Annotated in this window: 14 protein-coding genes and 1 other RNA gene; 9 read left to right on the top strand and 6 right to left on the bottom strand. The window is 66.2% G+C overall.

All coding sequences use genetic code 11. The features are described 5' to 3' along the window. Together AC5RWD_RS10130 and AC5RWD_RS10125 are read left to right on the top strand one after the other, a co-directional pair. A partial coding sequence (locus AC5RWD_RS10130) for an SDR family oxidoreductase (RefSeq protein WP_494019878.1) occupies window positions 1-386 on the top strand: 386 nt, incomplete at its 5' end. Beyond that, entirely contained in the window at window positions 386-1,495 is a 1,110-nt protein-coding gene (locus tag AC5RWD_RS10125; RefSeq protein ID WP_494019877.1) for an L-idonate 5-dehydrogenase, read from the top strand. The genes AC5RWD_RS10130 and AC5RWD_RS10125, both read left to right, overlap by 1 nt. An 11-nt stretch (window positions 1,496-1,506) precedes the next feature. On the opposite strand, the gene AC5RWD_RS10120 is transcribed toward AC5RWD_RS10125, so the two are convergent. Then, complete coding sequence (locus AC5RWD_RS10120) at window positions 1,507-2,247, bottom strand: FadR/GntR family transcriptional regulator (RefSeq protein ID WP_494019876.1); 741 nt, start codon at window positions 2,245-2,247, stop codon at window positions 1,507-1,509. A 240-nt stretch (window positions 2,248-2,487) separates the two neighbouring features. On the opposite strand from AC5RWD_RS10120, the gene gnd reads away from it, so the two are divergent. Then, on the top strand, window positions 2,488-3,924 hold the full coding sequence (gene gnd / locus AC5RWD_RS10115) for an NADP-dependent phosphogluconate dehydrogenase (protein WP_494019875.1): 1,437 nt from the start codon (window positions 2,488-2,490) through the stop codon (window positions 3,922-3,924). Between the two features lie 123 nt (window positions 3,925-4,047). Further along, window positions 4,048-4,881 (top strand): oxidoreductase, encoded by an 834-nt coding sequence (locus AC5RWD_RS10110; RefSeq protein ID WP_494019874.1) that lies wholly within the window; start codon window positions 4,048-4,050, stop codon window positions 4,879-4,881. On the opposite strand, the gene epsC is transcribed toward AC5RWD_RS10110, so the two are convergent. The 3 genes from epsC to msrA all read right to left on the bottom strand — a co-directional run bounded on the left by epsC (window position 4,878) and on the right by msrA (window position 7,031). Continuing rightward, the gene (gene epsC, locus AC5RWD_RS10105; RefSeq protein WP_494019873.1) at window positions 4,878-5,462 is read right to left on the bottom strand and encodes a serine O-acetyltransferase EpsC; all 585 of its coding nucleotides are present in this window, start codon (window positions 5,460-5,462) and stop codon (window positions 4,878-4,880) included. The two genes, AC5RWD_RS10110 and epsC, sit on opposite strands and share 4 nt — an antisense overlap. Window positions 5,463-5,503: 41 nt before the next feature. After that, the gene (gene cysK, locus AC5RWD_RS10100; protein WP_003803333.1) at window positions 5,504-6,439 is read right to left on the bottom strand and encodes a cysteine synthase A; all 936 of its coding nucleotides are present in this window, start codon (window positions 6,437-6,439) and stop codon (window positions 5,504-5,506) included. A 67-nt stretch (window positions 6,440-6,506) separates the two neighbouring features. Continuing rightward, window positions 6,507-7,031: a peptide-methionine (S)-S-oxide reductase MsrA gene (msrA, locus tag AC5RWD_RS10095; protein WP_494019872.1), complete on the bottom strand. Its 525-nt coding sequence runs from the start codon at window positions 7,029-7,031 to the stop codon at window positions 6,507-6,509. A 99-nt stretch (window positions 7,032-7,130) separates the two neighbouring features. On the opposite strand from msrA, the gene AC5RWD_RS10090 reads away from it, so the two are divergent. Continuing rightward, the gene (locus tag AC5RWD_RS10090) at window positions 7,131-8,039 is read left to right on the top strand and encodes a Nif3-like dinuclear metal center hexameric protein (RefSeq protein ID WP_494019884.1); all 909 of its coding nucleotides are present in this window, start codon (window positions 7,131-7,133) and stop codon (window positions 8,037-8,039) included. Window positions 8,040-8,101: 62 nt separating this feature from the next. Next, a complete protein-coding gene (locus tag AC5RWD_RS10085) occupies window positions 8,102-8,839 on the top strand; it encodes a zinc ribbon domain-containing protein (protein WP_494019871.1) in 738 nt (245 codons plus the stop codon). 27 nt (window positions 8,840-8,866) lie between these two features. Here AC5RWD_RS10085 and AC5RWD_RS10080 read toward each other — a convergent pair whose 3' ends face one another. Both AC5RWD_RS10080 and AC5RWD_RS10075 read right to left on the bottom strand, forming a co-directional pair. Beyond that, window positions 8,867-9,631, bottom strand: a complete 765-nt coding sequence (locus AC5RWD_RS10080; protein WP_494019870.1) for a YaaA family protein — start codon at window positions 9,629-9,631, stop codon at window positions 8,867-8,869. 51 nt (window positions 9,632-9,682) lie between these two features. Then, entirely contained in the window at window positions 9,683-10,639 is a 957-nt protein-coding gene (locus tag AC5RWD_RS10075; protein ID WP_494019869.1) for an alpha/beta hydrolase, read from the bottom strand. A gap of 70 nt (window positions 10,640-10,709) precedes the next feature. Between AC5RWD_RS10075 and rnpB the strand changes: the two genes are divergently transcribed. The 3 genes from rnpB (at window position 10,710) to AC5RWD_RS10060 (ending at window position 13,538) form a co-directional block, all read left to right on the top strand. After that, window positions 10,710-11,101: RNase P RNA component class A (gene rnpB / locus AC5RWD_RS10070), an RNA gene on the top strand. Window positions 11,102-11,719: 618 nt separating this feature from the next. Then, entirely contained in the window at window positions 11,720-13,213 is a 1,494-nt protein-coding gene (locus AC5RWD_RS10065) for a glyceraldehyde-3-phosphate dehydrogenase (RefSeq protein ID WP_494019868.1), read from the top strand. Window positions 13,214-13,328: 115 nt separating this feature from the next. Next, window positions 13,329-13,538, top strand: coding sequence for a hypothetical protein (locus tag AC5RWD_RS10060; RefSeq protein ID WP_494019867.1), 210 nt, complete (start codon window positions 13,329-13,331; stop codon window positions 13,536-13,538). Window positions 13,539-13,662: the final 124 nt, after the last annotated feature.

Below are 13,662 nucleotides of genomic sequence, written 5' to 3'. Positions count from 1 at the left end.
AAGCGGCGCGGCACATGATCCCGCGGGGCCGGGGGAAGATCATTAACATCTGTTCGGTGCAGACGGATCTGGCCCGGCCCACGATCGCGCCGTATGTCGCGGCGAAGGGCGGGTTGCGGAACCTGACCCGGGCGATGACGGCGGAGTGGGCGGGCTCCGGGTTGCAGATTAACGGGATCGCGCCGGGGTATATCCATACCGAGATGACGCAGAACCTGGTCGATGACGGGCAGTTCAATGCCTGGATCCTGGGCCGGACCCCGGCGGCGCGGTGGGGCACGGTGCAGGATTTGGCCGGCCCGGCGGTGTGGCTGGCCTCGTCCGGCTCGGATTTCGTGAACGGGCAGACCATCTTTATCGACGGCGGAATGACGGTGGTGGTCTGATGACATACACAACAGAAACAGCAGGTGCAGCGGCGGCGGCAGGGGCTTCTTTGCCGGTGTCGGGTCCGGCGGTCGTGGCGCACGGCAAGGGTGACCTGCGGATCGAGGATCTTGCCCTGGCGGTGCCGGGGCCGGATGAGGCGGTGGTCGAGGTGCTGTTCGGGGGGATTTGCGGGTCGGACCTGCATTACTGGCTGCACGGCGCGGCGGGCGAGTCGGTCCTGAAGGCGCCGCTGGTGCTGGGGCATGAGATTTCCGGGCGGGTGGTCCGGGCCGCGGGGGACGGGACCGGCCCGGCGGCCGGGACGCCGGTGGCGGTGCATCCGGCCACCCCGGGTCCCGGTGAGGGTCCGGACGCGCCGCGGTATCCGGCGGACCGGCCGAATCTGTCCCCTGGGTGCACGTACCTGGGGTCCGCGGCGCGGTTTCCGCACACGGACGGGGCGTTCAGCCGGTACGTGAACCTGCCGGCCAGGATGCTCCGGCCCCTGCCGGACAGCCTGGATTTGCGCACGGCGGCGTTGATCGAGCCGGCCAGTGTGGCCTGGCATGCGGTGTCCCGGGCCGGGGACGTGGCCGGCAAAACCGCGCTGGTGATCGGGTCCGGCCCGATCGGGGCGCTGGCCGTCGCGGTCCTCAAACGCGCCGGCGCGGCCCGGATCGTCGCGGTCGACATGCACGCCAAACCGCTGGAGATCGCCGCGGCGGTGGGCGCTGACGAGGTCCTGCACGCCACCGACACGGACGCGGTCGCCGCGGTCCAGGCCGATATCGTGATCGAGTCCTCCGGGAACCACCACGGCCTGGCCTCCGCGGTTCAGGGCGCGGCCCGGGGCGGGACCGTGGTCATGGTCGGGCTGCTGCCCGCCGGAGCCCAGCCGGTCCTGATCTCCCTGGCCATCACCCGGGAACTGGACCTCAAAGGCTCGTTCCGGTTCAACAACGAAATCGACGAGGTCATCACCGCCCTCGCCGACGGCACCCTCACCATCGGCCCGGTCATCACCCACGACTACCCCGTCACCGACGCCCTCACCGCCTTCGAAGTCGCCCGCGACTCCGCCCAATCCGGCAAAGTCCTCCTCAACTTCGGAACAACTGGAAACTAGGGAGCTGGAAACTAGGCCGAGTGCTGGCGTGGCTGCAGCGGAACGAACACCCTCGGCTGCTCCACCCACACCGGCTCCATTTCCGAGATTGTGCGGCGCATGATCCTGCTCGATGCCTCGCGGGCCTCCGCTGCGTGCCCTCCGAAGATGGCTTCGGCCACGTCCAGGTGCCACTGCAGCGTGAGATCCCGCGGGCGGTCGGGCATCAGTCCGTGGACGGTGCGGCCGGTCAGGGTCTCAGCCACCTGGCCCACGAGGTTGGCGAACATCTCGTTGCCGGAGCCGCTGAGCAAGAGGGAGTGGAACTGGATGTCCAGCTCCAGGAAGCGGGGGACGTCCCCGGCCTTGCCGGCGTCGCGCATGGCCAGGGCCACGTCGAGGAGCTCCTGCCGGAGTTCCTGCGGTGCGTTGACCGCCGCGAGTTCGGCGGCCACGGGCTCGACGGCGGAGCGCAGCTCCGCGAGGGAACGCAGCTGGGCGCCGCGCCCTTCCCCGGCAAGGCGCCACCGGATCACGAGCGGATCGAACGGGTTCCAGCGGTGCGCCGGCAGCACCTTGATGCCCACGCGTTTGGTGGTCTCCACCAGGCCCAGGGACTGTAGCACGCGGACGGCTTCCCGGATCACGGACCGGGAGACCTTCAGTTCTTCCTCCAGCTGCTCAGCCAGCATCACGTGCCCTGGCGGGAGGCTGCCGTCGACGATTCTGGTACCCAGGTGCTCGACGGCGCGGTGATGGAGGCTGGTTGACATAGTGGTAAGCATAATCCGGCCGGAAGGCTTTGGTGCCCCGCCCGCGTGAGTCTGGACGCCGCCGGAGGCGCCCGTCATAGACTTTGGATGGCGCGGTTGGCTTCCAAGGAGTGGACACCCGCTTTCGCCCCGGACCGGGAATATATATGCTTTATTCACGACCTGCTTTTCTGAAGCGTGTTCCGCAGGGCATGCGGGACCCACTGCACATACGTTGCACACACTGAATTGGAGTTTTTGATGTCAGCACACATCGGTGTCACCGGTCTCGCGGTGATGGGCGCCAACCTGGCCCGCAACCTTGCACGCAACGGCTTCACGGTTGCCCTGCACAACCGGTCGGTCGGAAAGACCGACGCCCTGCTCGAAAAGCACGGCCACGAGGGTGACTTCGTCCGGACCGAGTCCCTTGAAGAACTGGTTAACTCCCTCGAAAAGCCGCGCCGCGTCCTCATCATGGTCAAGGCCGGCAAGCCGGTCGACTCCGTGATCGAGCAGCTCGAACCGCTGCTGGAGGCCGGCGACATCATCATCGACGCCGGCAACTCGCACTACGAGGACACCCGCCGCCGCGAGGCCGCGCTGGCCAAGAAGGACCTGCACTTCGTGGGCGTCGGCGTTTCCGGCGGTGAGGAAGGCGCCCTCAACGGCCCGTCCATCATGCCCGGCGGCTCCAAGGAGTCCTACAAGGCCCTCGGCCCGCTGCTGGAGAAGATCTCCGCAAAGGTCGACGGCGAACCGTGCTGCGCCTGGGTCGGAACCGACGGTGCCGGCCACTTCGTCAAGATGGTCCACAACGGCATCGAGTACGCCGACATGCAGGTCATCGGCGAAGCCTTCGACCTCCTTCGCTCCGGCGCCGGCATCGAGCCCGCTGAACAAGCCAAGATCTTCACCGACTGGAACAAGGGCGAGCTGTCCTCGTTCCTGATCGAAATCTCCGCCGAGGTCCTGGGTCACGTGGACGCCAAGACCGGCAAGCCGTTCGTCGATGTCGTGGTGGACGCCGCCGGCCAGAAGGGCACCGGCCGTTGGACGGTCATCTCGGCCCTCGAACTGGGTTCCCCGGTCTCCGGCATCGCCGAGTCCGTGTTTGCCCGCGCCCTGTCCTCCCAGTCGGAGCAGCGCAAGCTCGGCCAGGAACTGCTGGCCGGCGAGGAAGTCGCCGTCGAGGTTCCGGAAACCTTCGTCGAGGACGTCCGCCAGGCACTCTACGCCTCCAAGCTGGTCTCCTACGCCCAGGGCCTGGACATGCTGACCTCGGCCGCCAAGGAATACGGCTGGGACCTGAAGCTGGACGAGATCGCCTCGCTCTGGCGTGCGGGCTGCATCATCCGCGCCGAACTGCTCAAGGACATCACCAAGGCGTACGCCGCGGATGAGAAGCCGGCCAACCTGCTGTTTGCCCCGGCCTTCACCAAGGCCATCGCTGAGGCCCTTCCGGCCTGGCGCCGCGTCGTTGCGACCGCTGTCCAGCTCGGCATTCCGGTGCCGGTGTTCTCCTCGTCGCTGGCGTACTACGACGGCCTGCGCCGCGAGCGCGTCGCCGCTGCCCTGATCCAGGGCCAGCGCGACCTCTTCGGTGCCCACACCTACGGCCGCGTCGACGCCGAGGGCACGTTCCACACCCTCTGGGGCGAGGACAAGTCCGAGGTTGAGGCCGTGGACACCCACTAGCCTCAACGCCACACCGGTCCGAACAGCAACGGCCGGCGCCTCCCGGATACTCTGGGAAGCGCCGGCCGCTGCCGTTAACCGGCGCCGCCATTTCTATGCGTCCCGTCTCAAGGAGTGCCGCACATGTCCCAGCCAGTCGCCTTTGTTACCGGTGCGTCCACCGGCATCGGGTTCGAGGCCGCCAAAAAGCTCAGCCAGCACGGGTTTACTGTGTATGCCGGGGCGCGGCGGGTGGACAAGATGGAGCCGCTGAAGGCATTCGGGGTCAAGGTGCTGGGACTGGACGTCGCGGACGAGGCATCCATGGAAGCGGCCGTGGCCACCATTCTGGAAGCCCACGGGCGGATCGATGTCCTTGTGAACAACGCCGGCTACGGCTCCTACGGTTCCCTGGAGGAAGTGGAGCTGGCCGAGGGCCGCAGGCAGTTCGAAGTCAACGTCTTTGGCCTGGCACGCATGACCCAGCTGGTGCTGCCTGCTATGCGTGCGGCGGCCAGCGGGAGGATCATCAACCTGTCCTCCATCGGGGGCAAGATGTATGAGCCCCTGGGCGCCTGGTACCACGCCACGAAGTTCGCCGTGGAGGGGCTCAGCGACTCGCTGCGCCTGGAGCTCAAGCCCCACGGCATCAAGGTGTCCATCATCGAACCGGCCGGAACGCAGACCGAGTGGGGAGGCATCTCCAACGAGAGCCTGCTGGCAACCTCCGGCAACGGCCCCTACGGGGAGCAGGCCAAGATCGTTGCCGCGGCGCTGGCTTCCACCGCGGGGTCCGGCATGTCAACGCACCCGGAGGTCATCGCAGATGCCATTGTCCACGCCGCGGCGTCGTCCCGGCCGAAGACCCGCTACCCGGTCGGCAGGGGCGCCCGGGCCATCGTGACCCTGCGGCGGCTCCTCCCGGACCGGGCGTTCGACGTGGTTTTCTGGGCGATTTACCAGCGGCTCGGCCGTTAGATCCGGTACTCGATGTAATACTCAGCCGGGTCCACGGCTGGCTTGGTCTCCCGCTGGGCGTCGCGGTGCCGCCAGCTCGCCGGGATGCCCGTGACAATGGACTCGGGCGGTGCGTCCTTGACGACGACGGCGTTCGCTCCCACGGCGCTGTCATTGCCGATGGTGATGGGTCCCAGGATTTTCGCCCCGGCGCCGATCGTCACGCGGTCCCCGATGGTGGGGTGGCGCTTGACCTTCGCGAGGGAGCGTCCGCCGAGCGTGACGCCATGGTAAATCATGACGTCCTCGCCGATCTCGGCCGTTTCGCCGATGACCACACCCATGCCGTGGTCGATGAAAAAGCGGCGTCCAATGGTGGCGCCGGGATGGATCTCGATGCCGGTCAGGAACCGTGTGAGCTGCGAGATCAGCCGGGCTGGAAACCGGGTGGACGGGTTCTGCCACAGCTTGTGCGTCAGGCGGTGCGCCCAGATGGCGTGCAGCCCTGAGTACGCGAAAAAGTTCTCAAAAGAACCTCGAGCCGCCGGGTCGTGGGACCGGGCGGCCTCGAGGTCTTCCTTAAGTCTTGCGAAGAAACCCACAAAGATCTTTCTACAGGAAACGGAAAGCAGCTGGGTAAGGCCTAGCCGCGGATGTCGTCATAGAGGACGGTGGAGATGTAACGCTCACCGAAGTCGCAGACGACTGCCACGATCAGCTTGCCCGCGTTCTCCGGGCGCTTGGCCAGTTCGAGGGCGCCCCAAACAATGGCGCCGGAGGAGATGCCACCCAGGATGCCTTCCTTGACGCCGAGCTCGCGGGCCACGGCTACGGAGTCCTCCAGAGTGGCATCCAGGACCTCGTCGTAGACGTTGGTGTCCAGAAGTTCCGGGATGAAGTTGGCGCCGAGGCCCTGGATCTTGTGCGGGCCGGGTGCTCCGCCGTTGAGGATGGGGGAGTCCTTGGGTTCCACGGCAACGATCTGGACATCCGGGTTGCGCTCCTTCAGGACCTGGCCGACACCCGTGATGGTGCCGCCGGTGCCGATGCCGGAGACAAAGATGTCGACCTTGCCGTCGGTGTCCGCCCAGACTTCCTCAGCGGTGGTCTTGCGGTGGATTTCCGGGTTGGCTTCGTTGGCGAACTGCTGGGCCCAGATGGAGTTCTCGGTGTTGGCCACGATTTCCTGGGCCTTTTCCACGGCACCGCGCATGCCCTCGGAGCCCGGGGTCAGCACGATCTCGGCACCGAAGGCGCGGAGCATGACGCGGCGCTCGGTGGACATGGTTTCCGGCATGGTCAGGATGACCTTGTAGCCGCGGGCTGCGCCCACCATAGCCAGGGCGATGCCCGTGTTGCCGGAGGTGCCTTCGACGATGGTTCCGCCGGGCTTCAGTGCACCGGACTTCTCCGCGGCGTCGATGATGGCGACGCCGATACGGTCCTTGACGCTGTTGGCCGGGTTGTAGAACTCAAGCTTGACCGCAACGGTGGCGTCCAGGCCTTCCGTGAGGCGGTTGAGCTTGACCAGCGGGGTACCGCCCACCAGCTGTGTTACATCGTCGTAGATCCGTGCCATGTGTACTTGCGCCTATCTCTCAGGAGGGAATACTTTGGTCAGCCTAACGATGGGGTCAGCGCCCCTGCTAAGCATTAAGCCATGCAGAGTAATATTTCCGCGCCTTGGCCAGCTTCGGGTTAATAATGACCTGGCAATACCCTTGCTCCGGGAACTTGGCGTAGTAGTTCTGGTGAATGTTCTCCGCCGGATAGAACACAGGGAGCCGGCTGACCTCTGTCACAATCGGCCGGGACCACAGCGCCTGGTTCCGATCGATCGCCTCCTCGAAGAGGACCTTCTCCTCGGTGGTCTCATAAAACATTGACGAGCGGTACTGCGTGCCGACGTCGTACCCCTGGCGGTTGAGCGTAGTGGGGTCGTGCAGGGCGAAGAACATGTCCAGGATGACCTCGGCCGGAATGACCTCCTCGTCGAAGGTCACAGCGACCACCTCCGCGTGCCCGGTGGTGCCGGAGCAGACGGAGTAGTAGTCCGGGTCGCGGTCGTGGCCGCCGGTGTATCCCGAAACCACCGACGTGACGCCCTTAGTTTTCTGGTAGACGGCGTCCAGGCACCAGAAGCAACCCCCGCCAAGCACAAAAGTTTTCATGTCCTCTTCAATGGTTCGCGCGCCCCGATGATTCCCCAGCCCACCCTAGAGTCATTGCCGGCCCGAGGCCAGAGCCGACTGTAGGGTAAAAATATGAGTATGGAACCTGTGAACAGTGACGTTGCAGCGGAACCCCAAGAAGTTCCCGACGCCGCCGAATCACCCGCCGCTGCAACGCTGGGCCAGCTCATGCTTGCCGTGGAGGAGCTCTGGCCGGAGTCGCTTGCAGAGGCATGGGACGAGGTGGGGCTCGTGGCCGGTCATCCGTCCGCTGAAGTCACGCGCGTCATGTTCGCCGTGGATCCCACGCTCGAGGTCATTGACGAGGCCGTCGAATGGGGCGCGGAACTGCTCATCACCCATCACCCGCTGCTGCTCAAGGGTGTCACCTCGGTTGCCGCCAACACGCCCAAAGGCCGGGCGGTCCACCGCCTGATCGAGTCCGGCACGGCGCTGCTGACGGTCCACACCAACGGAGACTCAGCGGTGGGCGGCGTGTCCGACGTCCTTGCCGACGCGCTGGGCCTGGAGAACGTATCGCCACTGACCCCGGCGGCCGACGGTCTTCCGGAGGAAGGCATCGGGCGGGTCGGGGACCTCAACGAGTCCATGACGCTGGGCGATTTCGCCGCGCGGGTTTTCGGCATCCTCCCCTCCGTGGCAGGCGGCGTGCGCGTATCGGGGGACAAGGACGGGCTGGTGCAGCGCGTTGCCGTGTGCGGCGGGGCCGGGGATTCCCTCTTCGACGAGGTCAGGGCCAGCAACGCGGACCTTTACGTCACCGCCGACCTGCGCCACCACCCGGCCTCCGAAGCCAGGGAGGCAGCCATCAATGGCCGGCCCTACCTCATCGATGTCTCGCACTTCGCCAGCGAATGGCTGTGGCTCCCCGCCGCCGCCGAGGCACTGGGCAACGTGCTTGCCGACCAGGGCCTCGACGTCGAAATCAAGGTCAGCACCACGAACAGCGACCCGTGGGACTTCATACTCACTCCCGGCGGCGACTAGAGTCTAGAAGACCCCACAGGGGTGCCGGCCCGGGGCCGGATGGGATCAAGCGGAGGTAAAAAGTGGCCAAGGCAGCACCGGCGGAACAATTGAAGTTGCTCGAGCTCCAGGGCCTGGATGCGCGGCTGAAGTCACTGTCCAACCGCCGCCGCAGCCTTGAAACCGATCCCCGGATCACCGATCTCGAAGCCGCCCTTAGCGTTGCCAACTCGGAACTGGGCGCCGCGAAACTAGCCGTCCACGACGCCGAAGCCGAACTGAAGCGCGCCGAGGCAGATGTGGAGCAGGTGGCAACCCGGATCGAACGCGACGAGGCGAGACTCAACAGCGGCACCGGACTCTCCAAGGATCTCGTTGCCCTGCAGAAGGACATCGCCTCGCTCAACAAGCGCCGTTCAGACCTGGAGGACGTCGAACTGGAGATCCTGGAGCGGCTGGACGGCCTGCGCGAACGGCAGGCTGCCCAGCAGAGCATCGTGGACGACATCCAGGGTTCGTTCAGCCTGATCCGGGCCGAGCTCGACGCCGGCCTCGCCGAGGTGGCCGCGGAGGAGAACGAGGTGGCCGGCAAGCGGACGGGATTCGCCGCAGGGCTGGACGCCGGAATGCTTGCGGTTTACGAGAAGACGCTGGCCCGGCGAGGCGTGGGTGCGGCGCGGCTTTACCACGGAACGTCGGAAGGGTCGGGCATGAAGCTGAGTCCCGGCGACCTGGCCGAGATCAAGGCCGCCGCCGAGGACGACATCGTGTTCTGCCCGGACTCAGGCTGCATCCTGGTGCGCTCCGCGGAATGGGCCTAACGCAGCAACAGCGGCGGTACCGCAGCCCTAGCCGGGCAGGATGATGTTGAGCGCGTGCGCCTTGCGGGCCGTGCCCGGAACCAGCTCGGCGTGCCACTTCTCGGCTGCCGCCTTCCGCAGCTGCTCGGGCGTTGCCGGGGCCTTGCCCCGCCGCGTCAGCAGGTGCCGGGCCAGCTCGCCGCGGGTGTGCTTGGCAAAGTGGCTGACCACCTTGCGCGCGCCGTTCAGCTCGGTGAATACGTTGACCGTCACGGTTTCCGCCGGCGGGGGAGCCCAGGCGGCGGCGTAGGTGCTGGACCGGCAATCGACCAGCAGCTGGCCCGCGGCAATTTCGCCAAGGGCGTCGGTTAGCTGCGGTTTCCAGAATGAGGCAAGGCGTCCGACGTCGGGCAGTGCCGTTGACATGGACAGCCGGTAGGCGGGCACTGAGTCGGCGAACCGGATGGCGCCCCACAATGCGGAGATGACCAGCACCGATTCGTCCGCCCGGCGCCGCTGCGCCGGCGTCATCGACTTGTAGCCGAGGGCGTCGTACAGCACGCCGGAGTACACCTGGTGCGCCGGCGCCGCCGGTTCGGCGTGGAGCCGGGTGTTGCGTTCGACGTCGTCCTTGAGCGAGGCTCCGACGCCCAGCAGGGCGAGGGCTTCCTCATGAGCGCTGACGGTTCCCAGCGCGTCGAGCACCTTCGCCCGGTAGGTATTCAGCACAGGGAAGCTCAGCGAAGCCCAGTCCATGGCGTCACCACGGACGGCCGGAGTCTTGCCTTCGGATGGGGGGAGCAGAATCAGCACCGTACGATCTTACCGGCCGGGTACGGGTGGGGTCGGTTGAGGGACGTTGGCTCAGCCCAGGGAACGGCCCAGGAAGTCCAGCACGTCCGGCAGGATGGACCGCCAGTACAAGGCATCATGGCCGCCGGGCTGAAAGCCGCCCTCAACCCGGCCGGGAAGCCCTGAACGGTACTGGCGCACCGCGGGGGCCAGATCATCCTCACTGCCGCAGTCGATCCGTTTGGGAATCGCCGCAAGCCTCGGCCGGAGCGAAAAAACGTTATTGGCCTTGAAATCAGCTGGGCCGTCAAAGGCCCCCTGCATGCCCTCTTCATAGCTGGACCAGACGGCCGGGCTCATGGCCGCAACGGCGCGGAGCCCGGACACCCTGCCAAGCGACGCCAGGAGGAGGGCTCCGAACCCGCCCATCGACGTGCCGAAAATGCCGACCTTACCCAGGTCGAGCCCCTGATCGCCCAGGAACGGCAGGAATTCCTGCACCAGCATCGACTGCGTGTCGCTGCCGTCGGTGCGGGCATGCCACCAGGAGTCGCCGCCGTCCACGGCGGCAAGCGCGAAGGGCGGGCCGCCGTCGTCCAGGTGGCGCTGCAGGGCGCGGTCCGCCGCGAGGTCGCCCAACAGAACCTCACTGCTGCCGCCCAGACCGTGCAGGAAGACAGCCACCGGCAGCAACTGGCGGGGATGCTCCGGAAGCGGTACGGCCAGGGTCCAGTGCGTGGTGACCGACGGCCGGAAGCGGGAGACAAACGTTCCTGCCCGGGTCGACACCGCGGAAGGCGGGGACGGGGGAGCCGGCGGGATAGCCGCCGTCGCAGTTCCCGTTGAAGTCGCAGTTCCCGGTGACGTAGGCGTTCCGGCCGAAGCCGGCAGGGAAGGGGGCGTCGTGGGGCCCGGAACCGGCGCGGGCGGCTCCGTGCAGGCTGACGTCGCGGTCGCGGCCGCGACCAGTCCCGCAGCGATTCCCGCCAGCTGCAGCATCCGTCGCCGCGGAAAGGACTGCTGGTCCATTTCCCGATCTTAGACCCCGGAACCGGCGCGTGTCCGGGCCCGGGGGAAAGCCCGTAAACTGGACTGCGGATGGGTTGACCAGGCGGCCGCGCGCCACGCAAGTGGCTCGAGGAACGTCCGGGCTCCACAGGGCAGGGTGGTGGGTAACGCCCACTCGGGGTAACCCGCAGGCCAGTGCCACAGAAAACAGACCGCCTGCGTCGTGCCGATTTGAAAGCGGCACGAAGCAGGTAAGGGTGAAACGGCGGTGTAAGAGACCACCAGCTTCCCGGGTGACCGGGAAGGCTAGGTAAACCCCACCCGGAGCAAGGCCAGACAGGACACGTTTGAGGGCTGCCCGCCCGAGTGTCCGGGTAGGCCGCTGGAGGGCGCCGGCAACGGCGCTCGTAGATGGATGGCCGCTACTCCCGCGCCGGCAACAGCGCGGGAGCACAGAACCCGGCGTATCGGTCAACCCATCCACTCAAAGCCGGCAGAAGAGCCGGGACTCCCGGTAAGGACGTTTAACCGGCAGCGTGGGTCATGCTGCTTCCTGGTTTGACACTCCGTGACTGGGACAGCCCGGGTCGGTGGGGCGGGGATGCTGCGGGCTGTACCGCCAGGGTGCACAAGTGCAGCCTGGTGTCCGGTTGGTTGGGCGTTGCCATGCACTCCCGGCTCCCAGGGCGACCATTTCATGCATCGTTTGGCCTTTCTCTCGCGGACGGCTTTTTACGAGTGCATCGCCGTCAGGGCCGTCAGCATATGGCCCCACGAAGGCCCACGGATAGTCGTTGCCGGGATTGCGTCCATAACAATCCCGCATCCTCCGCGGCATGAACAAATACCGACATCACACCCGGTGTGAGTGATTTCACGAAGTCCGGGGCAAGAGAAGCCCCCGGGCCGACCTAGAATGGATAGTGAACGTAGAAGTTCTGCCGCCGGATCTGCGTTCGCAGCCGGCGGTTTTTCTTTGCACGGTCGACGGCATCCGGGGTGGACCGAAACCCCGCCGGTGCCAGCTTGCCCTGGATAACTTCCAGTGGCCGCCATCCGGTGTACGAGGACGTAGCCGGTTGAACCAAGGAAGGTAGTTCTGTGAGCCAGACGTCAGATTCTTGTCTTGATACGTGGATGGGCCGGGAGGCGCTCGCCGAGGCCATGATCCCGGTGATTGGCCGGCTGTACCGGGAAAACAACGTGGTCACCTCCATCCACGGACGCAGCCTGATCAACAAGTCCACCATGAACATCTTGAAGGCGCACCGCTTTGCGCGCCGGATGAGCAAGGATGAGCTGCTCCTGGAGGAGACGGCGCCGCTGCTGAACACGCTGGCACAGCTGGACCTGGGTGCCGCTGCCATCGACATCGCCCGCCTGAACCAGAAGTTCAAGTCCGACGGCGGCGACCTGACTTTGGAGGAGTTCCTCCGCGCCGAGCTCGCCGAAATTGTGGGCAAGCGCGGAGCTGACGACCGCACCAGCACCGACGTCGTGCTCTACGGCTTCGGCCGCATCGGCCGGCTCCTGGCCCGCCTCCTGATCGAAAAGGCGGGCGGCGGCCACGGCCTGCGCCTGCGCGCCATCGTGGTCCGGCGCGGCTCCGACAACGACTTGGCCAAGCGCGCAAGCCTGCTGCGCCGCGACTCCGTGCACGGTTCCTTCGAAGGGACCATCAAGGTGGACGCCGACGCCAACACCATCAAGGCCAACGGCGTGCTGATCCAGGTCATCTACTCGGACAACCCTGCCACCATCGACTACACCGCCTACGGCATCAACAATGCCCTCGTGGTGGACAACACCGGCCGCTGGCGCGACGCCGAGGGCCTCGGCCAGCACCTGCTGAGCAAGGGCGTGGCCCGTGTCCTGCTGACCGCACCGGGCAAGGGTGAGCTGAAGAACATCGTCCACGGCATCAACCACCGCGACATCGAAGAGTCGGACCGGATCGTGACGGCAGCCTCCTGCACCACCAATGCCATCACCCCGGTCCTGAAAGCCCTCAACGACAAGTACGGCGTGATCCACGGCCACGTTGAGACGGTCCACTCGTTCACGAACGACCAGAACCTGATCGACAACTTCCACAAGGGTGACCGCCGCGGACGCTCCGCCGCGCTGAACATGGTGATCACCGAGACCGGCGCGGCCAAGGCCGTGGCCAAGGCGCTGCCCGAACTGCAGGGCAAGCTCAGCGGCAGCTCCATCCGGGTCCCCACCCCGGACGTCTCGCTGGCCGTCCTGAACCTGAACCTCGAAAAGGGCGCCACCAAGGACGAGGTCAACAACTACCTGCGCGAGATGTCTTTGCATTCCGACCTGCGCAAGCAGATCGACTACATCGACTCGCCCGAGGTTGTCTCCACCGACTTCGTCGGCTCCCGCCGTGCCGGCATCGTCGACGGCCTCGCGACCATCGCCAACGACAAGAACCTGGTCGTCTACGTCTGGTACGACAACGAGTTCGGCTACAGCTGCCAGGTGGTCCGTGTCATGGAAGAAATGGCAGGGGTCAACCCGCCGACCTTCCCGGCCAAGGACTCCGAAAAGGACGCCGCCCCGGTTCTGGCCGTGGCAGCCCCGGCCTAAGAGAAGCGTTCCGTCAGCCCCGCCGGCACACCCGTGCCGGCGGGGCTGAGCCGTTCCCGGGAACTTCCCGGGCGATTCTCTGGAATCAGCCGGAAAACGGGCACAAACTTGTGTCATGGAACAGAACTCGACACTCCAGCATGAGACAACCCTGGAACATGCCCTCGATGTTGCAAAGGCCAACCAGAAAGAAGCCCAAAGGCTTCTGGACCAGGCACGCACTTCGCATGCGGCAGGGGAAATCGGCGAAGACAGGGTGGCCCAGCTGGAGCGGCTGCTTGATCTCGCCAACACCGATCTCCGTCGGGTTATGCGCGAGCAGTAGGCCACCCGCCCTCCACAGGGCACCTGTCCTCCACACTGTGGATACCCGCGCAGCATCGGGTCTTTTCGCCTAGGCTCCTGGATGTGTACGCACATCCTGACCCCGATTCCCGGCACCCCGGAAG

This window comes from Arthrobacter sp. CMU6 (assembly GCF_059090205.1).
The sequence above is the reverse complement of the archived record's forward strand: the minus strand, read 5'-3'. Positions and strand labels throughout refer to the sequence as shown.